This is a genomic window from Serratia sp. BIGb0234, from assembly GCF_024809915.1.
Lineage (GTDB): Bacteria > Pseudomonadota > Gammaproteobacteria > Enterobacterales > Enterobacteriaceae > Serratia > Serratia liquefaciens.
In genome coordinates this window covers 1-19919 of record NZ_JANUEI010000002.1, presented here as the reverse complement: position 1 = coordinate 19919, position 19919 = coordinate 1, and the positions used below count along the sequence as shown (strand labels likewise).

Sequence of the window (19919 nt, the reverse complement as noted above, 5' to 3'; positions counted from 1 at the left end):
CTATGAACAACCTGATTGTGATTGAAAAGACCGCCATTCGTCAAGATGCCGTAGGGCGTTACTGCCTGAATGACTTGCATCGTGCTGCTGGTGGCGAGGAAAGACACAAACCGAAATATTGGTTTGCAACGCAGCAAACGCAGGAGTTGGTGCGCCTTTTGACCGAGGGGGGAATTCCTCCCTCGATTGAAAATCAGCCAATTAACGTTATTCGTGGCGGGTTAGAGCAGGGCAGTTATGCCTGCAAAGAGCTCGTTTATTCGTACGCCATGTGGATTAGCGCGACTTTCAACCTGAAGGTGATCCGCACGTTTGACGCAGTGCAAGCCCCATCGGCTCTATCTGAAATGGAAATGATAGCCGCCATGGCTACGAACGCTGCGCAACAGCAACGCCAGATGCAGGCGCTGCAGCAACAGGTTAATGGCGTAACTCAGCAGATAGAAGAAATTTCAACCGGCGCTATACCACCTGGCTGGCAGACGGTTCGCAACTTGGTGGCTTTGTCTGGGCTGTCTGACAACAAAGTTAGGGCCCTGATCTGTTCGTTTCATGTCCCCAGCAAGAAAATCCCTTTTAACGCTCCAGGCGGCATCCTGACGAACGCGACGGTAGCCAAAGAGGATGACTTTCTTACTGCACTCAGTGAGGTGCGGAAGACGTCCACGCGGGCCTGCAGAAGCAAATACTGGTATCACCCGCGCCTCGGTCGTTTCGAGATGAAAGAACTCCATGACAACTAATCACTCTGTGCCTTTAAACCGGAAATACCTTGATGACCACGGTAAACGCGTGACCGTCATTCGGTGGGATCGGGCTGAGCAACAGGTGATTTTTATGCGAGAGGGCTACCCGTATGAATGCATGCAGCCACTTGAGCGATTTAAAGAGAAATTTAAGCGAGTCGAAGTATGAGCATGAACCTGATGGCGCAGGCTATGAGCATCAAAGTGGGTAACCCACTGCGCAAGCTGGTGCTGATCAAGATAGCCGACAACGCTAACGACAAGGGCGAGTGCTGGCCTTCCTATCAGCATGTCGCTGACCACTGCGAGTGCAGCAAAAGCGCTGTGAGGGCGCACATTGAGGCGTTGATTAAGATGGGATTAATCACCAAAGAGAACCGTTTGGGCGTGAACAACGGCAAGGGAAATACCTCGAACCTTTACTACCTGACATTGGATACCCCTGTGTCGTCAGAAAGCATAGCCCCCTGTGCCGTCAAAAAGCATAGCCCTATGCCGCCAAAAAGCACAGGGCTATGTCAGCAGGTGGCACCCCTTGTGCCGTCAGAAAGCACACCCCCTATGTCACCTGATGGCACCAGAACCAGTCACTCTTTTGAACCAGTCATTGAACCAAAAGAAAAACCCCCTATAGCCCCCCAGAGCGAACAACCTGCGGCAGATACATCGGGCATGGCTGGGGAAGTGCTGGATTTTTTGAATGAGAAAATCAACGGCAAGACACCGAAGCGGGTTAACACCCTGAGAGAAATCACAGAGCGCCTAGCTGAGGGAAACACCGTGGATGAGTTGAAGCTGGTAGCAGAACACCGCGCTAGCCTGCTGCTGAGCAATCCTGCAATGGGGCACATGCTGAGTGCAAAGATGATTTTTGACCCAGTTCGTTTCAGCGGCTACCTGGCTGCGGCCAACACCTGGAATGTACAGCGCACTCGCAAAGCGGCTATGGCCGATGCAGTAGAACAACAACGCCAGGATCCCCCGGCTGGCGATACTCCAGAAATAGATTTTGATGAGTCCTTTGACCGCTTAATCCGAGATGCCGCGATGCCAGCTAACGCTGCAGAAAAACGAGCTCAGCAGCAGGTACGCAAAACCGGCTTTGGCAATGTTGACGAAAGCAAAGCCCGCCAGATGTGGCGTCCAATTTTAACCCGAGCATACGCAATGGCAGGAGCGCAGGCATGAGAGCAATAGTGAAATCTAACGTACAGCGCGATCTGGGAATCGCGATGATCAAGGCTGGTGGCGAGCTGCTCTCACACCTGACGGGCCGAGTGCTGGTATCAACACTGCCGGACGAGATGAAAGACCTCCCAGACGGAATTTTGCCGAAGGTAGAGCATGAGATAGCGAACGATCCGCGCCTGCAGCCATTCTTTCAACATGAACGGGTTATCAACGCTGCTGGTGGTATCAACTCGATGGAAGCCTGGGCAACGCGTTTCACCAAATGCCAATACGCCAGCGAAAGCCACTCCTCCAATCTGACCACGCGTCGTTATGGTCATGCTGCCATGCGTATCTGCTGGAGCTGTGACAACAGGACTGACGGGCATACATCGCCAAAGCTTGATGCAATAGCGAACGTAAACATGGCGCGCTGGGTTGTTGAAACCGCTAAATGGCGGCTCAAGTCAGAAGGGCAACTAACGATCCCTGAGCTTGTTCTGTGGGCGACCATTTCCGATGTAGTTGATCTGATCCCCAATGAGATATCAGCGCAGCTCTTGGCGTTACCGAACCCGGTAAGGGTATCTGGAGCACGGAAGGTATCCGAAATGGCTGTTGGGCCTGCACCTACAGAGATCCTGGCAAAGACCGCAATGAAAGTTTTCAAGGTCGATGCAGAAGTCCCAGGAGCCTTTATGCTGCGTCCAAAAAGGACCCGAGCCGAGGATAGCAAGTACACCCGATGGGTGAAGACAAGGCCATGCTGCGGCTGCGGTGCTCGTTCTGATGATCCTCACCACATCATCGGGCACGGGCAAGGTGGAATGGGAACCAAGGCCCACGATTTTTTCACTATCCCGTTATGCCGGAAATGTCACGACGCACTGCATGACGATGTTGCTGCTTGGGAAGCTGAGCACGGCAGCCAGATTGAACTGTTATTCGAGTTCCTCGACTTCTCTTTTGGCGTAGGGGCAATTGCATGAAACAGGTCACTATCACCCGGCAACAGTACAGAAAAGTCTGCGACGCGCTGATCAATATCACCAATTTGAATGAGCAGCTTTTGCTGCTCTCAACATCCGACAAGAAATCAGAACGCATCCGCAACCAAGCTAGTGAAATTTTGAAAAGCATTCAGCAGCAATTGGCGGAAGCCGTGGGAGAAAAAGAATGAGAATAGAGCACGCACTTTTAGCCAGCAGCCCAAAGTCTCCTTCAATTATGAGCATGGCACCGGAAACCAAACCCCAATCAAAATTGACGACTGATCAGGACGGCGTACAGCAGGAACGGCGTGTGGTTCGCGCATCACAATGCCAGGCTGGCGGGCAAGGAGGCTATACCGATGTCATGGTAGCGCTGGGGATCACGCAGTCAAGGGAGGCTCAGGGGCTTTGCCTTCTCTATGCAAAATTTAATAAAGACAAATCAGAGAGAGAAAAAGCGATAGAGAGATTGGCACAGCATGCAATTAAGCATGCCCCAAAGCTGGTGGGAAAGGCCGCGGGTAGACAAATGGCACGATGCATGGTGCTGCTTTCGAAACTGGCTGTTGATGATTTCTGCAGAACGGCAGACATAGAGCGGGCACGGTGTAGATGTGGCGGTAGTGGAAAGGTATATGACATAGCGGCCACAAAGGCAGGAGGAAAGGCCGTTGAAAAAACCTGCAGTAGATGCCACGGAACAGGATTGAAGCCAACCACGACAGCCCCGGCTTACAAAGTGGTGAAGGGATTAATACCTGGCCTGAGCCAGCCGACATGGAATAGGAACTGGCAGCGCTTCTATCAGATGCTGATCAGTAAGTGTTACCAGGACACTGAAGCCGCAGAAAGAGTACTTAGTAGAGTGACTTCAAATTAACTCGATTGTGTATTATGGCTACAAGTTTATAAATTTTATCAACTAAGTCTTGCATTATTGAGTAATTTTGGCTAGATTTAGTCTTAATGATGGGATTTCAATGCCTACGGGCTGATAAATCACCACTGCCGCATTAAGTAGAACCCGCCAATGTGCGGGTTTTTCTGTTTTCTAGCAGGTGAGTTTTCGCAGCAACAGATATACAAATTTATCTTTTTGATTATCCGCATTAATTGTATGCTTTATTTTTCGGAATATTCCTTTAGGTCCATAAAATGAAGAATAAATTACTGGCTTTGATTGGTTGCATGTTGCTTGCTGGGTGCGCCTCAAACGATATTGAAGACATGCCTCGAGATGCACGAGTAAAGTTTGCAAACATGGAAGGTTATTCAAATAATCCATATCCGCAAGCGAAGATTATCGGTGAGGTTGCGGGTGTAAGTTGCGTTCGACGCGCCAGCGCTACAACAACGGTTACAAATATTGGTGGGAACATTTTTGCTACGACGTCAGGCCCGGACGTTTCTACAGGATCAGAGGCTCTACAAGACATGCGATATAAAGCTGCAATCATGGGAGGCGATGCTGTCGTGAATGCCGTATGCAAATCAGGTGGCGTGGATATGATTCATAACTGCTGGTCTACCGTTAAATGCGTAGGGGACGTTGTTAAAAAGTAGTTCAAGCCACCTCTCAAAATAACCACCAAACATAATAAGGCTCGCTTCGGCGGGCCTTTTTCGTATTTAGCGCCCAATGCCTCACTCAATGACGTATGTCGCCTCGCATTCGCGGCGCTAATCCATTCCTTTCACCCGGTACCGGGACAGATCCCCGGAAGGGGGAGGTATGAAAATCATGCCGGAGAAAATCACCACATTCATTTCTTATTGCACCTCTGCAACGCTGGTGTGTGGAGGCAGCATTTTGCAATGGTTACATGACCTCGACTGGAACCAGGTTGCTGTAGTGGGCGGCTTCGTGATCGGTGCGATCACTGCCGTGATGAACTTCTACTTCAAGAGCCGCCAGACGAAAGCCTATGAGAAAGCCCTGAAAGCTGGGTATGTAACGCCGCCGCCTGCAGAGGATTAATAATGGCTTCTACGAAGAGTAAGCTCAGCGCCGCTATGCTGGCACTAATAGCCGCTGGCGCATCTGCTCCGGTGATGATGGCGCAGTTTCAGGAAGAGAAAGAAGGGCAGCGGAATATAGCGTATCAGGATGCGGGCGGCATCTGGACAATCTGCGGTGGCGTGACCACAGTCGACGGACGGAAGGTGATTAAAGGAATGCGCTTGACTGCTGATCAATGCAAGCGAATTGATGCAGACGAGCAGAAAAAGGCCCTCACCTGGGTAGACCGCAACATCAAGGTGACACTGACTGATCCTCAGAAAGTCGGTATTGCCTCATTCTGTCCGTGGAACATTGGCCCCAGCAAATGCTTCACTTCGACGTTCTACAAAAAACTGAATGCCGGTGATCGGCTGGGAGCCTGTACAGAGATGAAGCGCTGGATTTTTGATGGCGGTCGGGACTGTCGGATCCGGTCTAATAACTGTTTCGGGCAGCTTATACGCCGCGATCAGGAGTCGGAGCTGGCTTGCTGGGGGCTGGATAAATGAACCGCTACTGGATATTGGTGAGTATATTCGTTGCCTGTCTTGCTGGTGGCCTTATTTGGAACGCTAATCACTACAACAGCAAGTACCTAGAGGCTCAAAGGAAGGTTGAAGAACAAAAAAACAAGCTGGCGCAGCAGTCAGGACTAATCTCAACCCTGCAAGAACAAGACCGGAAGAACAGAGCCTTAGCAGCAGAACAACAGCAAAGAGAGCAGCAACTGCGCCAGCAGGGTGAACGCTACCAGAGGGCATTACGTGAAGCACTTAAAAACAATAAATGTGGGAATAGTCCTATGCCTGCCGCTGTTATTGACCTCCTGCAGCAAAACGCCGCCACCGGCACCACAGCAGGTCATACTGTTACCCCCTGAATCGGTATTCACTCCATGTGAGCAACCAGAACTGCACGGAGTCACCTGGGGTGATGCCCTGAGCTATACGCTTGCACTGCAAACCACACTGAAAATCTGTGCTGGACAGGTTGATGCGCTGAACAAATGGAAAAGAATGATGAGCAACTAGTTGAAAACCAATAGGCATAAATTGCCTATTGGCGATTCTGTTAGAATAAATTCCAGAGGTTTTTTATTCCTACATATGCAGCTCCAAGTACTTTAACGTGCTTGTCTGCTAGGTTTATCAATGACTTGTATTTCTCGAATAGAGAAGTTTTATCTTTCGTTATTTTAAGCTCATCCATTTTTTGAATAATTTCAACTTTAACTGACTCATCCATTTGGATATTTGCTAGTTCAACCTTAGTTGATTCAATGGCGGAGGCTAAATTGCTATTCCCTACTGAAAAATCAGTTACCTTATTACTATGAGCCTCGCCTTCAAAAACAACGCCATCACCGCCCATGTGGCCGACACGGACATTACTAACAACGTTATTATTAGCACCTTCAGTAAATCTTACTACAGCACTTTTTTTCTTTTCCATTCCAGCACCTTTATTTTATCCAGTAAATTGAAGTTATTGATCATACCAAACATGCTATTAACGTAAACAAATAGCCAGTTTTATAGGTAGAGAATTGGTTGCCCCTCACAAAGCATCTATTTAGGTGTTGCGTAATGAGCAAAACAAAGCCACTGCATTTACAAAACTGTCTGATGCAATAGGTGATCAGTCTTGCAAGCCGGAAAGGCAAAAGTGGCGAGGCAACCCCGAGAGGTGTGGCTAATGCTGCGATGAGGGAGTTACTTCTGGGAAGGAAATTTTCTGCGGATGACGTGAAGTAAGATCTTAGCTAGTTGGGTTAACAGCCTTAGGCTGTGTACGACGATTTGTATTAATTCATGATCATTCATAAAGCCTCCAAGGCTCGTCAGTTCGTTGAGTAGCTATCTAGTGTCCCGAATCAGCTTTCATGGCTTCTGAGCGCTGTTCGTAATCTATTCTGTCGGCTATTGCCTACAGTCGGGGTTTATCCGCTGTTAGGCACTTTCCCGTTAGTGAGTCGTAATGGCTTACATACCGCTGGAGGCTGGCGTATCATCCTCTGAACTAGGGGGATCTCATGACATACAATCTCGGCAATCTGCCAAAAGAAGAAATGGACAAGGTGAACGTAGACCTTGCCGCGTCAGGCGTAGCCTATAAAGAGCGCATGAACCAGCCAGTGATAGCTGAGCAGGTAGAGCGAGAGCAGCCCGAGCATTTACGTGAATACTTCCGTGAGCGAGTAGCGCACTACTGAGGGGTAAGCAAAACACTCCCCAACGGCTCCTCCGCCGTCTATCTGCAAATGGCTGAGGCCAACGGTAAGAAGTAACAGAACATCGATAACGACCCGCTTCGGCGGGTTTTTTTATGCCCGCAAAACTGGAGGCTTTAATGTCTGAAACGGTAGAAATCACACAGGGGCAGAGTATCCGCCTCCGATTGTTAATGCTTGTGGGTTACGACACAGCAGCGGCAGCGCTGGCCATTGAGTTCGTGGCTGACAGTCCTTTCAAAGCGAACTTGTTCGAGCAGCAGTTTAACCGCACGACTGAGTTCCCTGACATTATTTCCCGAACCATGAAGTCGATCCAAGAGAGCAAAGAGGCATTACCTCTGTTTGAGTCGGTTGGTTCATAGGCATCGCAGCAGCCATTCAGTGAGTGGCTGATTCAATGCTACTGATAACCAGCAGGAGATAGCCATGGCGAAGCAAGTACCGGATGAAAGCCATGAGCGGCGTCCATCCCCGCCACTGCAATTCATAGAGTCACATCAACTGATGCCATACATCGGCCTTGTTCCAGCAAACGAAGTGAAAGAGTGGCTTATTAGCCAAATCCTGAGCGACACCGGCAGCCTGCACAATCCTGACCACTCTCACCTTTTGGATGCAGATATCCAGTTCATGTGGGCATCATCTGCTTTCGAAAAGAAAGGGCGGTACGTGCTCGGACAGGCCGAAGAGGTAGCGATGCGTGCAGGTGGCTGGCAGAAGGCCAGAATGGAACAGCAGATGCATGAATGGTTCGGCGAGATTCCGAAGTTCATCATCACACTGGCTGCGGATTACTGCTCACAGTGTTCTGATCTGGAGTTCTGCGCATTGGTTGAGCATGAGCTCTACCACATCGCCCAGGCTACTGATGATTTTGGCTCGCCGAAGTTCAACAAAGAAGGCCAGCCGGTGCTCAAGCTGCGCGGCCACGATGTTGAAGAGTTTGTAGGTGTGGTAAGGCGATACGGTGCAAGCGTGGAAGTTCAGGAAATGGTTGATGCGGCTAACAAGCCTGCGGAGGTAGTACAACTAAACATTGCCAGGGCATGCGGTAACTGCATGTTGCGGCTGGCGTAAATTTTGGAATGCTTTGGAAGAATGGTGATTTATGGCTGCATTAAAACCAGATGTAAAAGCCTTCATCATTCAATCGCTTGCGTGCTTCGATACCCTATCTATTGTTGTGGAGTCCGTCCAAAAAGAGTTTGGCATCAAAATTACTCCGCAACAGGCCGAGTCGCATGATCCGACTAAGGCTAGCGGGAAGGGGCTCGCAAAGAAATGGGTAGGGCTGTTCTATGAAACCCGGACGCGCTTTCAGAATGAAATAGCCGACATACCCATAGCCAATAAAGCTTATCGCTTGCGTGTCCTTGACCGGATGGCCGCCAATACTGAGAAATCCAAAAACTATGGGATGACTGCTCAGCTAATGGAACAGGCGGCTAAAGAGGTGGGTGACGCCTATAGCAATAAACAAAAAGTGGAGCACACCAGCCCTGACGGGAGTATGACGCCAAAGCCGACCGTTATTCAGCTTCTACCCATTGAGCCAAAATCATGAGTGAAGTCGTACAACTACCGATCCCAGCAAAACTAGCTCCATTGTTCATTGCCATTAATAAGCGTTATCGCTGCTCTCATGGTGGCCGTGGAAGTGCAAAAACGCGTACGTTCGCCCTCATGACAGCGGTGAAAGCCTACCAGTCGATGATGAACGGTGAGAGCGGTGTTGTGCTTTGCGCACGTGAATTCATGAACTCACTGGAAGAGTCCAGCATGCAGGAAGTGAAGCAAGCGATCCTATCTGTTCCATGGCTGGCTGCTAACTTCGATATCGGAGAGAAGTACATTCGTACCATCGACAAGAGCGTGAACTACGTATTCTGCGGCCTGCGTCATAACCTCGACAGCATCAAGTCTAAGGCGCGGATCCTGCTCTGTTGGGTTGATGAGGCTGAGTCAGTCAGTGAAATAGCCTGGCAGAAGCTCAGCCCTACTGTGCGCGAGGAAGGTTCAGAGATTTGGGTGACCTGGAACCCTGAACGCGACGGTAGTGCAACGGATAAGCGGTTTCGGAAAGAGGCCGGTGATGACTGCATAACAGTCGAAATGAACTACACAGACAACCCGTGGTTTCCTGACGTGTTAGAGGGGGAGCGCATTAATGACCAGCGCCGACTCGACGCTGCAACATATGCATGGGTATGGGAGGGTGCTTACCTCGAAAACTCAGATAAGCAGGTGCTGGCTGGCAAATACCGAGTCGCAGAGTTCTCAGACAGCCTATGGAAAGAAGCGGAACGGCTGCATCTCGGTGCGGACTTTGGCTTTGCTAAAGACCCAAACACTCTGATCCGCTCGTTCATTCTGCACAATCGTCTCTATATCGAATATGAGGCATATGGTGTTCATACCGAACTGGATCATATGCCGGAGCTCTACGACACCATACCCGGCGTACGGGATTGGCCCATTAAAGCTGACTCAGCGCGACCAGAAACAATCAGCTACCTAAAACGGCAAGGATTTAACATTTCCTCCGCCGAAAAATGGCAGGGTAGTGTGGAAGATGGCATAGCCTACCTGCGCGGTTTCGATGAAATAATTATTCACCCCCGCTGTAAGAATGTGGCGCGTGAAGCGCGTCTGTGGTCTTACAAAACAGATCGCATTACTGGCGAAGTATTGCCAAAGCTTGCAGATGGCTATGAGCACTGCTGGGATGGAATTCGATACAGTTTGGACGCGTATATCAAACGCAAACCTCAATCCATGGGAGTAATGCTCCCTAAACGGCTACAAGGAAGGTAAGTGCTAGATGAATAACTTTTAAAATGGCAAGCTACTCACTTCGGTTGATAGAGGATAAATTATGGGTGGCGAACCACTTAAAGCTATATGTCTGGAAGCGAGGCGTTTACGAGATGAGACTGAATTACTGGAAGATCAGTTTTACTGCAAAGAAGTAAGCTTGGCGATTTGCTATAAAGCTTCTGAGGCGGGGATAAGAACCAGTCTCTGCATAGGAACATTCAAAGATTTAGATGGGCATCCAAGAGATCATTATTGGGTTAGGCATGAAAAAACAATTTATGATGCGACAGCCGATCAGTTCGACCCAAAACTTGCGGAAATACACATCGTTAGCGAACTTGATGCTGTTCAGTATGATGAACATAATTTTGTGATATTCAATCCAGAAATTGCCCGCATCATAAAAAAAATGAAATAGGTCGCTACGGCGGCCTTTTTTATTACCTGAAAAATATCAGACGGAATCGACATGAATAAAAATCTCCAACTGGCCGTCAACCACGCGTTGAACGACGCCAGGATTGAGCGTGCCCGTATGGGGATGCTGGGGCCATCGATGGGCCTGGACAATAAGCGCGGCTCAGCATGGTGTGAATACGGCTTCCCTGACCAGATTACTTACGACAATCTCTACTCGTTGTATCGCCGCGGTGGTATTGCTCATGGTGCTGTCGAAAAGCTGGTGGGTAAATGCTGGCAGACCAACCCGGAAATCATTGAGGGTGATAAGTCGGACGAAAAGCGCGAGGAAACAGCCTGGGAGAAAAAAACCAAACAGGCGTTCACTAACCGGTTATGGCGTGCCTTTTCGGATGCTGACCGTAGACGCCTCGTAGGTCGATACTCAGGTATCCTGTTGCACATTCGCGACGACAAAGCCTGGAACCTCGAAGCCACGAAAGGACGCGGGCTGGAAAAAGTGACGGTGGCCTGGGCGGGTTCGCTGAATGTTAGCGAATGGGATGGTGGGCTTAATTCGAAAACCTATGGCAAGCCGAAGATGTGGCAGTACACCGAACGCCTGTCGAATGGTTCGACCCGCCGTGTTGATATTCATCCTGACCGAATATTTATCCTCGGCGACTACACCGACGATGCTATTGGCTTCCTGGAGCCTGCGTATAACGCCTTTGTCAGCTTGGAGAAGGTAGAGGGCGGCTCTGGCGAGTCATTTCTGAAGAACGCGGCACGCCAGCTCGCGCTCAGCTTCGACAAAGAGATCGACTTTGGCAGTCTCGCGTCAATGTACGGTGTAAGCGTTGACGAGTTGCAGGACAAGTTCAACGAGGCGGCCCGCGAGATGAACCGCGGTAACGACGTGCTGATGAGTCTCCAGGGGGCCAATGTAACCTCGCTGGTTTCGCCTGTATCAGATCCCAGCCCGACCTATAACGTAAACCTGCAGACGGCTTCTGCTGGCGTTGATATCCCGACGCGGATACTGGTTGGCAACCAACAGGCTGAACGTTCGAGCACCGAAGACCAGAAGTACATGAACGGTCGCTGCCAGAGCCGTCGCGGCGATCTATCGTTCGAAATAGAGGACTTCTGCGACAAGCTGATTGACCTGAAAATTATCGATTCAGTAGGAAAGAAGACGGTTATTTGGGATGACCTCAATCAGCAGACGCGAGCTGAACGATTGGCTGACTCCAAAACTATGGCTGAGGTGAACAAAGCCATGGTCGAAAGTGGAGACGTGGCCCCATTCAGTGGTGATGAAATTCGAACTGCTGCAGGATTCGAGACCGAAGGCGGTGACCTACTTGGAGAAACAGGGGATGACGAGGAAACCTAAGCCTCCAATACTGCCGAGTAACATCAAAGACCCCACCGGAGTCGATAAGCTTGAGCGAGGTGCCATGCGTGAGTTTGCAAAACGCATGAAGCTGATAACGAAAGGCTACATCGATATTCTTAACCGGATCCCCTCAGAACCTGTAGTCAACGAACGTTATACCTTCCGACTTGATCAGGGCTTTCTCTCAATGTTGCTACAGAACGGGGAGGCGCTGGTGGATGAGATTTTGCTGGAGGGTGGGGAGTTCAATTTGTGGTTCTTCGGGCGCTATGTGTCTGTGGCTTACCAACGCGGAACGGCACAGGAGTATTACAACCTATCTCAGCAATCTTCTGCTTATGCTGCCGGTCAGCAGGATGTACCCAGCATCCTGTTAAGCGAGCCGTATCAGCTTCGCATTATTTTGGTTAGAGCCCGTGAATTCGAAATGATGAAAGGGCTCAGCGCGCAAGTAAAAAACGATATGGCGCGCATTCTGACAGACGGTATTGCCAGGGGGCTCAATCCGCTGGACGTGGCTAAAAACTTGAACGAGCAAACCGGCATTGAAACCCGGCGTGCTAATCGCATAGCCAGAACCGAAATCACCACCGCTCTCCGGCGCGCTCGCTGGGACGAAGCACAAGACGCACAAGACCGCTACGGCATCAAAACAAAGCTGCTGCATATCTCTGCACTAAGCCCCACAACCCGCGCCACACACGCCGTCAGGCATGCGCATCTGTACACACAAGATGAGGTTAGGGAGTGGTACACCAAAAGCGGCAACGCCATCAACTGTAAGTGCTCTCAGCTTTCCGTGCTGGTGGGTGACAAAGGAAACCCTCTCATCCCTTCGATCATCGATAAAGCTAAGCAGACGCTAAGTGACATGAAGGAGAGAGGCTACAAATGGGCAGAGGGTTAATCAATGAAAGTTCAAGTTAACGTAACCACGAAGGTAAATAGTCAGGCTATTCGCCGTGAGACGTACAACGGGCGCGAACATCTTATTTTGCCAAGCTACACGCTACCGGCAAACGTCGTCATGAATGACGGACTTTATACAGCCAGCGAAATCGATGCGCATTATGCAGGGCTGGAAGGCACCCTGGCACCATTAGGGCATCCGCAACTCAACGGCGCATTCATCTCCGCCTTTTCTCCTGAAGGCATCAATCAGGGCCATATCGGCGCTTGGAACCGGAACGTCAAGAAGTCAGGGAACCGAATTTACCTGGAAAAATGGGTTGATACCCTGACCGCCAATCAAAGCGAAGGCGGAAGGGAACTGATCGAACGTGTCGCCGCAATTGAGCGCGGTGAAGATGTTCCGCCGATTCATACAAGCGTAGCGGTATTCCTTGACCAGTTAGAGCCAAACGAGCAGCAGAAGTCTACCGGTGCCAAATGGGTAGCGAAGATTCACGGCATGGATCACGACGCCATTCTGCTGCATGAGGTAGGCGCAGCGACACCGGAGCAGGGTGTTGGACTAATGGTTAACGCCGACCTTGCGATGCCGCTCAAGGCAAATTCCGGTGCACTGGTGGGCGAGTCTTATCGTGATCGGGAGTTGCGACTTGATAGGGCTGCAAAAGCCAAATTTGCGCCAGGTGAAAATGAATACGCGTGGGTTGCTGACTTTACCGATTCGCAAGTCGTAATCATGCGTAATGGCGGAACCGCACAGGTCTACGGTTATTCCTCTGACGGCGGGAAGATCACCTTTGACGATACCGGCACACCGGTAGCGCGCCAAGAGTCCTGGGTGACGGTAGTCGCCAACAAAGTTAAATCCTTATTCACTCCGCAGGGACAACCTGCACAAAACCACCAAACGGAGGGCGACATGCCTTTAACCACTGAAGAGAAACAAGAGCTGATCACCGAAATCGGCAAAGGCCTGGCTGCCAACTTCGCCGATGCACTCAAACCGATCACTGAAAAAGTTGATGCATTGCAGGCCAACCATACTCAACTGGCCGAAACACTGACCGCCAACTCTCGCGCTGAAGAACAAACCAAGCGTGAGGCTGTTGCGAAGGTTCATGGCGATATCGTAGCCAACGCGCTCAAAGGTGACGCTCTGGACGTAATGTTCAAGTCTCTGGGAGAAGCCGCTCCTCTGGCAGGTAACTCCGGCCAGCATCAGCAAGAAACCGGCGCGCCTGTTGCCGATGCATATTTCAAATAAGGGGGCCAGCCAATGCCACGTTATCGTCGCGTAAATATCGACGGTCAGTCTCTGTACAAGACCGAAACCCGCACCACTGCCGCAGCACTTCTGCCAGGCACTGCTGCTGTCATCAACGCCAGCGATGAGTTTGCTCAGGCAGCCGCGCTTAAAGGCCGTATTTACATCATCGATGTTGCTTACCATCAGGGACTGAAAATCACTGAAGCTGTCCCTGCCGGTGACTCTGCAGTAGGTAACTACGTGGAAGAAGGCCGTGAACTGGCTCTGCTGTGCGTACCTGGTGCGTATAAAAAGGACAGCCCTATCAAGCTCGGCGCAAATGGTCAATTCACGCTGGCAACCGCTGATACTGACTCGGTAATCGGCTATAGCCAGGATGAAGCAACCATTGCGGCCAGCACTACCGATTTCATTCGCGTGCGTATGCGCGTAGGCACCGTCGCAGCAGCGCCTGCACCGTAAAAGGAAAATATATGTATTTCTCCAAAGAGACATTGGCTGCAAACAGCCGCCTCGGTGGTCACTGGAATGAGCTGTGGGCTAACCGAAACATCTGGAATTCTCAGCACAATGCCATGATTGCTGCAAACCGTGCGCATATGACGCAGGAAATGTTGGCGTGTAATGCGGTCGGTGGCTTCGCTCGCGAATTCTGGGCTGAGATCGATAACCAGATCTTGCAGTTGCGCGACCAGGAAGACGGCATGGAAATCATCAACGACTTGATGGGTATCCAGACGGTTCTTTCTGTTGGTAAAACTGCAAAGCTTTATAACGTTGTCGGCGATATTGCTGATGATGTATCAGTAAGCATTGACGGTCAGGCTCCGTTCTCATTCGATCATACTGACTACGATAGCGACGGCGACCCAATTCCTGTGTTCACTTCCGGTTACGGGGTAAACTGGAGACATGCTGCAGGTCTTAATTCTGTAGGTGTCGATCTGGTGCTAGATTCTCAGTCGGCTAAGTTGCGTAAAGTTAATAAACGCCGGGTTGCCTACTACCTGAGCGGCGATGAAAAAATCCAAGTTCAGGGCTACAAGGCCCAGGGTATGAAGAACCATCGCAACACCAAGAAGATTAACCTTGGTGCAGGGGCAGGTGGAGCCAATATCGACCTCACCTCGGCTAATGCTGTGCAATGGATTGAATTCTTTGGTAAAGGCGCGTTTGGTTCCAACGCACGTGCGAACAAGGTTTCCAAGTATGACGTTATGTGGGTTAGTGACGAAATCTGGGCAAATCTTGCACAACCTTATGTCGTCAACGGCGTGATTAGCGGCAACGTTTTGCAAGCTGCTCTACCGTTTGCGTCAGTAAAAGAAATCCGTCCTACGTTTGCACTTAAAGGTAATGAGTTCATCGCCTATGTCCGCCGAAAAGACGTGATATCACCTCTGGTTGGTATGGCTCAGGGGGTTATTCCTTTGCCGCGTCCACTGCCGAACGTTAACTACAACTTCCAGATCATGTCCGCCGAAGGTCTGCAAATCACCGCAGATGATCAGGGCCTGTCCGGTGTTGTCTACGGTGCCGATCTGGCGTAAGAGGTGAGCATGGCTAAGTACGAAGTAATTCGCCCCTGGAATGGCGTGAAAGTCGGTGATGTGTTGGAGCTGGAAAAACTGCACCCAGCATTGAAATCCAACGTTCGTCCGATGCTTGGTGAGGCTGGTGGTGAATTGACACCGGCAACCCCTGATGCAGGTAACGAAACCAAGTCTCGGAAAGAGACTATTGCGACCCGGCTGACTGAGTTGGGTATCGAATTCAAGGGTAACCTTGGTGCGGATCGGCTTGCCGAGTTGCTGCCTGATGGTGAACTTGAAAAATTGTTCCCTGCTGAATAACAGCCGCCGCTAAAGGCGGTTTTTTTATGCCCCGTTTCGGCGGGGTAACTCTTTCCAGGAATCAGCCATGGTGACTATCGAAAGGGCCAAAGAATACTTGCAGTCACAGGGTATCACTCTGCCTGATTTCGTCCTGTCCGCGCTGGTGGATCAGGCTAACAGCATTCAGGCGTGTCTGGATGAGCATTATCCTGAATCGACAGCGTTGCTCATTCAACTTTATCTATTAGCGCTGATGGGGTTGGGCCAGGGTGATAAATACATCAGCTCGCAAACAGCGCCAAGTGGAGCGTCACGTTCATTCCGTTATCAAGCATTCTCCGACCGCTGGAAGGGAGCGCTGAACCTACTGCGCGGGCTCGACAAATACGGTTGCGCTGCATCGATAACTCCACCTGACCCAACAAATAAAGCCTTTGCTGGACTCTGGATTGGGAAGGGCGGCTGTATGTGTGGGGGCAAGTGATGATGTGGGTTCCGGTAGCCGAACGTTTACCAAAGCCGTTTGAACGAGTCTGGATAAAAACCGACACCAATAAGCAAGCCACTGGCTTCGTGAGCAGTAGCGGTGAATGGACAATCAATTGCCCTCGAATCGCAACTGAACGGCCATCAGTGGTTAGTTGGAGGGAGTGACATGTCTTCTGTAGCTGATTGGTCGTATACAGCAGAGGCCACTTTCTGGCGTAACCTTGGCAACAGTGAAGCGGGCGATCCACTTGGATGGGCAATGCCTGAAATCATCATGTGCGATTACGAAGGTGGGTTATCGAAAAAACTGAGCAATATCGGTTCTGAGATAACGGTAAAAAATACCGTCTGGACTGAGTTCACGGGGGCTAAGGCTGGCGACTACCTATTAATTGGAAAGTCTACAGCTGTAGACCCGATCGCTGCAGGTGCTGATGAAGTAATGCAAGTAGTACGGTATGCCGATACGCTTGAGCGCCTCGCTGAAGACATCGCCATCCTGACGGGAGCGTAACCATGGGCGTAATGATAAAGGGCGTCAAGGCAGCACAGCGACGCTTGGATGCTGTCGTAGAGGATGTTCGGACACGTAAAGCGGTTAGGGCAATCAAATCCGCAATGTTCATTATCGGCGCAGAGTCAGCACTTATGACACCGATGGATACCGGCACCCTGGTGAACTCACAGTTCCAAGAAACCATGATTAACGGCACGCGCATTACTGGCCGCATTGGGTACTCCGCTAACTACGCCGTCTACGTTCACAACGCCAGTGGCATCATGAAGGGACTGCCTCGGCCAAACAACCGAGGTAATTACTGGGATCCGTCTGGCGAACCCAAATTCCTGACAAAAGCGGCCGAGAAAACTCGACGCCAGGTGGATGACATAATCCGGAAGGAGATGAAGCTGTGACCCCTCCAGTGTATCGCCGACTCCGCGACCACTTCGAAGATGCAGGGCTGACTGCTGGTTTCACCATCCAAATTCTGATGTGGAATGACACAGGCAAGCCATCCGATGCCTTCATTGTGTTCCGCCCAGGCGGTGGATCTGACGTTCAGCATGACCGTGGTGGTGATTTTTTCGTGATGGTCGATGTAGTTGGCGCGAAGGGCAAGAACGCTGAAGCTGATGCTGCAGCGAACAGAATTGCTGATTTCATCAGTGACCAGGAAGGCGCTGATAGTTGCGTTGGGGCCATGAGGTTACTTGGTGGGCTTCCTGCACCTATTGTGTCGGTAGAAGGCCGTATCATTTACCGACTGCTGGTCTGCTGCACCTACGGCGAATAACCGCACATATCTATCCATCAGGCTGCCTACGGGCGGCCTTTTTTATTTGAAGAGGTAACACATGCAAGGTTGTCCAAATGACACCGGCAAGCTGATCGGTAAAGTTGCCGTTCTTCGTGCTGCATTCGGCTGTGCTGATGCACTGCCTGCTCTAAGCGACTGGAAGCGCCTCGGTGCGCTGACAACTAAAGGGTTCGACTTCTCCCCGAATACGGTGACGTCGGAGGCTGACGACACCAAAGGGCTCGTTGAGAGCCTTGTCACGAACATGGATTTCACCATTTCAGGGGAAGGTGAGTTCCGTAAGAAGGACAAAACCACCGAGATCGGCGCGATTCATATCTCCAAATACATCTTTGATGAAGTGCAAGCAGGCCGCCAGCCAACTTTATGGCTTCGTTTCGACTTCGTTGGCGAAGATTCTGGCACCTACATTATGGGGTACTTCAACACTACATCCTGGTCTGGTGATTTCGGCGGCACTGACATTTCCACTTTCTCTGGTGAGTGGAAAGTTGCCGACGCAGATACCGTGGTGTTTGAAGTTGGCGATGATATTCCGGTTACCGGCGTCACTATAGCTCCGGCAACAGCAAGCATTGCTGTCGGGGCGACTCAGCAACTCACCACTACCTTTGCGCCAGTTGATGCCAGTGATAAAACCGGTACCTGGTCATCTTCTGCAACCGGCAAGGCCACGGTTAACCAATCAGGTCTGGTCACTGGGGTTTCCGCTGGTTCGGCGATTATCACTTTCACCTCTAGCGATGGTGCTAAGACATCGACCAGCGCGATCACCGTCACCGCGTAACTATCACAAAGGGCATGCATGTGCCCTTGATGATAATTATTCGAGGTTTAATCAATGATACCGTTCACCGAAATTGGCGAGATGCTTATCTCCGATACAGACCGCGATTACTTCTTTAGGCCGTCGTTCGCCAACATCTCCCGCATAGGCTCGCCAGCGGCGATTGTGGAGCGTTTTGCCGAACTTCATACCAGCGATGCCCCGAGGTTACTTGAAGCCGCCATGGAAGCATATGGCGCGATCCCTGCGTGGTTACTGGAGCACATCAATGCACCTTCATTCAGTAGCGATGCCATCTATGCGGGAATGATCGTCATGCAGGCATGCTGTGATGAAGATATCAGCGCGTTGGTGGGTGAACTTAAGCCGAGTAAAAGAGGTAAGAGAGCATTTGTGTTTCGCCAGGGCAAGATGCCAATAAGTGATATCATCGTGCTTGGGCAGGCGCTCATCACTCACGGCATTATCGGTAAGGCGAAGGTGCGAAAGCTGCAACGGCATGAGTCGAACAGCTACGTGAACGAGTTCAACGCCTTCGAGTACATCAGCGCAGCACGGAATCACTTCAACATGCCTCGCGCCGAAGCAGAGCTCCTTTCGATGACCGAGTTTCAGTTGCTGCTGGCGGCAAAGTACCCAGAGCAGAAAGGCTTCACGCGCGAAGAGTACGATCAGGTGATGGAAGAAGATGAGAAGCGCTGGCAGGCGATGATGGAGAAGAAAAGATAGTCCTCTGCTTCTGGTGATCAAAAGATCAGTAACATAGCCGAATGGCTACATGGTAAATTTACAATAAAGTGATAAAGAGTAACTACCATGAACAATGAAGCTGACCACAATAGACAAAATCGGCTTTTACTTGAGAGTAGACTTGAAAAAGTTAGCCCAAAACATCTTTCTGAGTTTCTTTACAAGCGTGGCGTGCCTGTTTTTCAGTGTCTTCTTTGTGGTAGCGAAGACATAGGAATTCCAGAAGTTGGACTTACAACTGTCGGGCCTGATGGGGGTGAGTCCATAACATACGTTAGCTATGTTAAGCTTGATGCTCCTGGTCCACCGTTTTCGATAATGGACTATCAGTATCGTGTGATTTGCAGAAACTGCGGCTTTACACACCATATAGCTGTATGGCCAGTTTTAAAATGGGTTGAAGAGGGATGTGGGAATGGCCAATGATGCGAAGGATTACGGAGTAACATCGTTGGCTGATTATCCTAAATATACCTGGCATGGAGGCGGTGGTGATGGAGGTGATGGTATGATAGAAGCCAGAGTTGCCAAGCTTGAGGCTGACGTTGAGCATATCAAATCGGACGTGTCTGAACTCAAGCTGACCATGCTGAAGGTAGAAGGGACAGTGGGATCCATTGATAAAAGTCTAGCCGTTTTGGTTGAGAAGTTCTCAGGTCTCAAGGAGTCGGTTGATAAAAAACCGTCTTCCGATTCGATGGATATGAATAGACCCGGGTTTCGTAGACACTTTTTTGCCTCATAATGGAGGCCTAATGAAGGAGTGTTTATGTCAGTCAAAACGTTCACTGAAGAATTC

Annotated in this window: 31 protein-coding genes and 1 pseudogene; 31 read left to right on the top strand and 1 reads right to left on the bottom strand. The window is 50.4% G+C overall.

What is annotated here, in order from left to right; genetic code table 11:
- Positions 1 to 2 precede the first annotated feature (2 nt).
- The 11 genes from M2407_RS07045 to lysC all read left to right on the top strand — a co-directional run bounded on the left by M2407_RS07045 (position 3) and on the right by lysC (position 5941).
- The gene (locus M2407_RS07045) at positions 3 to 743 is read left to right on the top strand and encodes a KilA-N domain-containing protein (RefSeq protein ID WP_116690625.1); all 741 of its coding nucleotides are present in this window, start codon (positions 3 to 5) and stop codon (positions 741 to 743) included.
- Complete coding sequence (locus tag M2407_RS07040) at positions 733 to 915, top strand: DUF4222 domain-containing protein (RefSeq protein ID WP_195869453.1); 183 nt, start codon at positions 733 to 735, stop codon at positions 913 to 915. The genes M2407_RS07045 and M2407_RS07040 overlap by 11 nt, the downstream gene beginning before the upstream one ends.
- Positions 912 to 1934, top strand: coding sequence for a helix-turn-helix domain-containing protein (locus M2407_RS07035; protein WP_259217387.1), 1023 nt, complete (start codon positions 912 to 914; stop codon positions 1932 to 1934). Before M2407_RS07040 ends, M2407_RS07035 begins: the two co-directional genes overlap by 4 nt.
- A complete protein-coding gene (locus tag M2407_RS07030; RefSeq protein WP_259217386.1) occupies positions 1931 to 2905 on the top strand; it encodes a DUF968 domain-containing protein in 975 nt (324 codons plus the stop codon). The genes M2407_RS07035 and M2407_RS07030 overlap by 4 nt, the downstream gene beginning before the upstream one ends.
- A complete protein-coding gene (locus tag M2407_RS07025; protein WP_259217385.1) occupies positions 2902 to 3096 on the top strand; it encodes a hypothetical protein in 195 nt (64 codons plus the stop codon). Before M2407_RS07030 ends, M2407_RS07025 begins: the two co-directional genes overlap by 4 nt.
- Complete coding sequence (locus M2407_RS07020; RefSeq protein ID WP_259217384.1) at positions 3093 to 3788, top strand: antitermination protein; 696 nt, start codon at positions 3093 to 3095, stop codon at positions 3786 to 3788. The genes M2407_RS07025 and M2407_RS07020 overlap by 4 nt, the downstream gene beginning before the upstream one ends.
- Positions 3789 to 4063: 275 nt before the next feature.
- Positions 4064 to 4471: a hypothetical protein gene (locus M2407_RS07015; protein ID WP_259217382.1), complete on the top strand. Its 408-nt coding sequence runs from the start codon at positions 4064 to 4066 to the stop codon at positions 4469 to 4471.
- A 169-nt stretch (positions 4472 to 4640) separates the two neighbouring features.
- Complete coding sequence (locus M2407_RS07010; protein ID WP_037419444.1) at positions 4641 to 4886, top strand: phage holin; 246 nt, start codon at positions 4641 to 4643, stop codon at positions 4884 to 4886.
- A gap of 2 nt (positions 4887 to 4888) precedes the next feature.
- On the top strand, positions 4889 to 5419 hold the full coding sequence (locus M2407_RS07005) for a lysozyme (RefSeq protein WP_259217380.1): 531 nt from the start codon (positions 4889 to 4891) through the stop codon (positions 5417 to 5419).
- Complete coding sequence (locus M2407_RS07000) at positions 5416 to 5790, top strand: hypothetical protein (protein WP_259217378.1); 375 nt, start codon at positions 5416 to 5418, stop codon at positions 5788 to 5790. The genes M2407_RS07005 and M2407_RS07000 overlap by 4 nt, the downstream gene beginning before the upstream one ends.
- Positions 5675 to 5941 carry an Rz1-like lysis system protein LysC gene (gene lysC, locus M2407_RS06995; RefSeq protein WP_310445618.1) on the top strand — a complete coding sequence of 89 codons (267 nt, stop codon included), beginning with the start codon at positions 5675 to 5677 and terminating at the stop codon, positions 5939 to 5941. Before M2407_RS07000 ends, lysC begins: the two co-directional genes overlap by 116 nt.
- A gap of 40 nt (positions 5942 to 5981) precedes the next feature.
- On the opposite strand, the gene M2407_RS06990 is transcribed toward lysC, so the two are convergent.
- Entirely contained in the window at positions 5982 to 6362 is a 381-nt protein-coding gene (locus M2407_RS06990; RefSeq protein WP_259217374.1) for a hypothetical protein, read from the bottom strand.
- A gap of 580 nt (positions 6363 to 6942) precedes the next feature.
- On the opposite strand from M2407_RS06990, the pseudogene M2407_RS06985 reads away from it, so the two are divergent.
- The 20 genes and pseudogenes from M2407_RS06985 to M2407_RS06890 all read left to right on the top strand — a co-directional run.
- Positions 6943 to 7119 (top strand): annotated as a pseudogene (locus M2407_RS06985) (DNA polymerase III subunit theta); the annotation flags it as partial.
- Between the two features lie 140 nt (positions 7120 to 7259).
- Entirely contained in the window at positions 7260 to 7505 is a 246-nt protein-coding gene (locus M2407_RS06980) for a DUF2560 family protein (RefSeq protein ID WP_259217370.1), read from the top strand.
- A gap of 64 nt (positions 7506 to 7569) precedes the next feature.
- On the top strand, positions 7570 to 8220 hold the full coding sequence (locus M2407_RS06975) for a putative metallopeptidase (RefSeq protein WP_259217368.1): 651 nt from the start codon (positions 7570 to 7572) through the stop codon (positions 8218 to 8220).
- Positions 8221 to 8251: 31 nt separating this feature from the next.
- Complete coding sequence (locus M2407_RS06970) at positions 8252 to 8707, top strand: DUF2280 domain-containing protein (RefSeq protein WP_115058988.1); 456 nt, start codon at positions 8252 to 8254, stop codon at positions 8705 to 8707.
- Positions 8704 to 9957, top strand: coding sequence for a PBSX family phage terminase large subunit (locus M2407_RS06965; RefSeq protein WP_259217365.1), 1254 nt, complete (start codon positions 8704 to 8706; stop codon positions 9955 to 9957). Before M2407_RS06970 ends, M2407_RS06965 begins: the two co-directional genes overlap by 4 nt.
- 61 nt (positions 9958 to 10018) lie before the next feature.
- Entirely contained in the window at positions 10019 to 10378 is a 360-nt protein-coding gene (locus M2407_RS06960; protein WP_259217364.1) for a hypothetical protein, read from the top strand.
- A 51-nt stretch (positions 10379 to 10429) separates the two neighbouring features.
- Complete coding sequence (locus M2407_RS06955; protein WP_259217362.1) at positions 10430 to 11758, top strand: anti-CBASS protein Acb1 family protein; 1329 nt, start codon at positions 10430 to 10432, stop codon at positions 11756 to 11758.
- Positions 11742 to 12668: a phage head morphogenesis protein gene (locus M2407_RS06950; RefSeq protein ID WP_259217360.1), complete on the top strand. Its 927-nt coding sequence runs from the start codon at positions 11742 to 11744 to the stop codon at positions 12666 to 12668. The genes M2407_RS06955 and M2407_RS06950 overlap by 17 nt, the downstream gene beginning before the upstream one ends.
- Before the next feature lie 3 nt (positions 12669 to 12671).
- On the top strand, positions 12672 to 13937 hold the full coding sequence (locus M2407_RS06945; RefSeq protein WP_259217359.1) for a hypothetical protein: 1266 nt from the start codon (positions 12672 to 12674) through the stop codon (positions 13935 to 13937).
- Between the two features lie 12 nt (positions 13938 to 13949).
- The gene (locus M2407_RS06940; RefSeq protein ID WP_187961397.1) at positions 13950 to 14402 is read left to right on the top strand and encodes a hypothetical protein; all 453 of its coding nucleotides are present in this window, start codon (positions 13950 to 13952) and stop codon (positions 14400 to 14402) included.
- 11 nt (positions 14403 to 14413) lie between these two features.
- Positions 14414 to 15490 (top strand): major capsid protein, encoded by a 1077-nt coding sequence (locus M2407_RS06935; protein ID WP_259217357.1) that lies wholly within the window; start codon positions 14414 to 14416, stop codon positions 15488 to 15490.
- Between the two features lie 9 nt (positions 15491 to 15499).
- Complete coding sequence (locus tag M2407_RS06930; RefSeq protein ID WP_115058980.1) at positions 15500 to 15793, top strand: hypothetical protein; 294 nt, start codon at positions 15500 to 15502, stop codon at positions 15791 to 15793.
- A gap of 67 nt (positions 15794 to 15860) precedes the next feature.
- Entirely contained in the window at positions 15861 to 16259 is a 399-nt protein-coding gene (locus M2407_RS06925) for a hypothetical protein (RefSeq protein WP_187961395.1), read from the top strand.
- A 171-nt stretch (positions 16260 to 16430) separates the two neighbouring features.
- Positions 16431 to 16778, top strand: a complete 348-nt coding sequence (locus tag M2407_RS06920) for a hypothetical protein (RefSeq protein ID WP_259217354.1) — start codon at positions 16431 to 16433, stop codon at positions 16776 to 16778.
- Positions 16779 to 16780: 2 nt separating this feature from the next.
- Positions 16781 to 17179 carry an HK97 gp10 family phage protein gene (locus M2407_RS06915; protein ID WP_259217352.1) on the top strand — a complete coding sequence of 133 codons (399 nt, stop codon included), beginning with the start codon at positions 16781 to 16783 and terminating at the stop codon, positions 17177 to 17179.
- On the top strand, positions 17176 to 17559 hold the full coding sequence (locus M2407_RS06910; RefSeq protein ID WP_259217351.1) for a hypothetical protein: 384 nt from the start codon (positions 17176 to 17178) through the stop codon (positions 17557 to 17559). The genes M2407_RS06915 and M2407_RS06910 overlap by 4 nt, the downstream gene beginning before the upstream one ends.
- Before the next feature lie 61 nt (positions 17560 to 17620).
- Positions 17621 to 18370 (top strand): Ig-like domain-containing protein, encoded by a 750-nt coding sequence (locus tag M2407_RS06905; protein ID WP_259217349.1) that lies wholly within the window; start codon positions 17621 to 17623, stop codon positions 18368 to 18370.
- Between the two features lie 54 nt (positions 18371 to 18424).
- Entirely contained in the window at positions 18425 to 19099 is a 675-nt protein-coding gene (locus M2407_RS06900; protein ID WP_259217348.1) for a DUF6246 family protein, read from the top strand.
- 87 nt (positions 19100 to 19186) lie between these two features.
- Positions 19187 to 19546 (top strand): hypothetical protein, encoded by a 360-nt coding sequence (locus M2407_RS06895; RefSeq protein WP_116690604.1) that lies wholly within the window; start codon positions 19187 to 19189, stop codon positions 19544 to 19546.
- Positions 19536 to 19865 (top strand): hypothetical protein, encoded by a 330-nt coding sequence (locus tag M2407_RS06890; protein WP_259217347.1) that lies wholly within the window; start codon positions 19536 to 19538, stop codon positions 19863 to 19865. The genes M2407_RS06895 and M2407_RS06890 overlap by 11 nt, the downstream gene beginning before the upstream one ends.
- Positions 19866 to 19919 lie beyond the last annotated feature (54 nt).

What these genes read in the sequence shown, in the direction of transcription:
- M2407_RS07045 (WP_116690625.1), top strand. Translation starts at nt 3, where the DNA reads ATGAACAACCTGATTGTGATTGAAAAGACCGCCATTCGTCAAGATGCC.
- M2407_RS07040 (WP_195869453.1), top strand. Translation starts at nt 733, where the DNA reads ATGACAACTAATCACTCTGTGCCTTTAAACCGGAAATACCTTGATGAC.
- M2407_RS07035 (WP_259217387.1), top strand. Translation starts at nt 912, where the DNA reads ATGAGCATGAACCTGATGGCGCAGGCTATGAGCATCAAAGTGGGTAAC.
- M2407_RS07030 (WP_259217386.1), top strand. Translation starts at nt 1,931, where the DNA reads ATGAGAGCAATAGTGAAATCTAACGTACAGCGCGATCTGGGAATCGCG.
- M2407_RS07025 (WP_259217385.1), top strand. Translation starts at nt 2,902, where the DNA reads ATGAAACAGGTCACTATCACCCGGCAACAGTACAGAAAAGTCTGCGAC.
- M2407_RS07020 (WP_259217384.1), top strand. Translation starts at nt 3,093, where the DNA reads ATGAGAATAGAGCACGCACTTTTAGCCAGCAGCCCAAAGTCTCCTTCA.
- M2407_RS07015 (WP_259217382.1), top strand. Translation starts at nt 4,064, where the DNA reads ATGAAGAATAAATTACTGGCTTTGATTGGTTGCATGTTGCTTGCTGGG.
- M2407_RS07010 (WP_037419444.1), top strand. Translation starts at nt 4,641, where the DNA reads ATGAAAATCATGCCGGAGAAAATCACCACATTCATTTCTTATTGCACC.
- M2407_RS07005 (WP_259217380.1), top strand. Translation starts at nt 4,889, where the DNA reads ATGGCTTCTACGAAGAGTAAGCTCAGCGCCGCTATGCTGGCACTAATA.
- M2407_RS07000 (WP_259217378.1), top strand. Translation starts at nt 5,416, where the DNA reads ATGAACCGCTACTGGATATTGGTGAGTATATTCGTTGCCTGTCTTGCT.
- M2407_RS06990 (WP_259217374.1), bottom strand. Translation starts at nt 6,362, where the DNA reads ATGGAAAAGAAAAAAAGTGCTGTAGTAAGATTTACTGAAGGTGCTAAT.
- M2407_RS06980 (WP_259217370.1), top strand. Translation starts at nt 7,260, where the DNA reads ATGTCTGAAACGGTAGAAATCACACAGGGGCAGAGTATCCGCCTCCGA.
- M2407_RS06975 (WP_259217368.1), top strand. Translation starts at nt 7,570, where the DNA reads ATGGCGAAGCAAGTACCGGATGAAAGCCATGAGCGGCGTCCATCCCCG.
- M2407_RS06970 (WP_115058988.1), top strand. Translation starts at nt 8,252, where the DNA reads ATGGCTGCATTAAAACCAGATGTAAAAGCCTTCATCATTCAATCGCTT.
- M2407_RS06965 (WP_259217365.1), top strand. Translation starts at nt 8,704, where the DNA reads ATGAGTGAAGTCGTACAACTACCGATCCCAGCAAAACTAGCTCCATTG.
- M2407_RS06960 (WP_259217364.1), top strand. Translation starts at nt 10,019, where the DNA reads ATGGGTGGCGAACCACTTAAAGCTATATGTCTGGAAGCGAGGCGTTTA.
- M2407_RS06955 (WP_259217362.1), top strand. Translation starts at nt 10,430, where the DNA reads ATGAATAAAAATCTCCAACTGGCCGTCAACCACGCGTTGAACGACGCC.
- M2407_RS06950 (WP_259217360.1), top strand. Translation starts at nt 11,742, where the DNA reads ATGACGAGGAAACCTAAGCCTCCAATACTGCCGAGTAACATCAAAGAC.
- M2407_RS06945 (WP_259217359.1), top strand. Translation starts at nt 12,672, where the DNA reads ATGAAAGTTCAAGTTAACGTAACCACGAAGGTAAATAGTCAGGCTATT.
- M2407_RS06940 (WP_187961397.1), top strand. Translation starts at nt 13,950, where the DNA reads ATGCCACGTTATCGTCGCGTAAATATCGACGGTCAGTCTCTGTACAAG.
- M2407_RS06935 (WP_259217357.1), top strand. Translation starts at nt 14,414, where the DNA reads ATGTATTTCTCCAAAGAGACATTGGCTGCAAACAGCCGCCTCGGTGGT.
- M2407_RS06930 (WP_115058980.1), top strand. Translation starts at nt 15,500, where the DNA reads ATGGCTAAGTACGAAGTAATTCGCCCCTGGAATGGCGTGAAAGTCGGT.
- M2407_RS06925 (WP_187961395.1), top strand. Translation starts at nt 15,861, where the DNA reads ATGGTGACTATCGAAAGGGCCAAAGAATACTTGCAGTCACAGGGTATC.
- M2407_RS06920 (WP_259217354.1), top strand. Translation starts at nt 16,431, where the DNA reads ATGTCTTCTGTAGCTGATTGGTCGTATACAGCAGAGGCCACTTTCTGG.
- M2407_RS06915 (WP_259217352.1), top strand. Translation starts at nt 16,781, where the DNA reads ATGGGCGTAATGATAAAGGGCGTCAAGGCAGCACAGCGACGCTTGGAT.
- M2407_RS06905 (WP_259217349.1), top strand. Translation starts at nt 17,621, where the DNA reads ATGCAAGGTTGTCCAAATGACACCGGCAAGCTGATCGGTAAAGTTGCC.
- M2407_RS06900 (WP_259217348.1), top strand. Translation starts at nt 18,425, where the DNA reads ATGATACCGTTCACCGAAATTGGCGAGATGCTTATCTCCGATACAGAC.
- M2407_RS06895 (WP_116690604.1), top strand. Translation starts at nt 19,187, where the DNA reads ATGAACAATGAAGCTGACCACAATAGACAAAATCGGCTTTTACTTGAG.
- M2407_RS06890 (WP_259217347.1), top strand. Translation starts at nt 19,536, where the DNA reads ATGGCCAATGATGCGAAGGATTACGGAGTAACATCGTTGGCTGATTAT.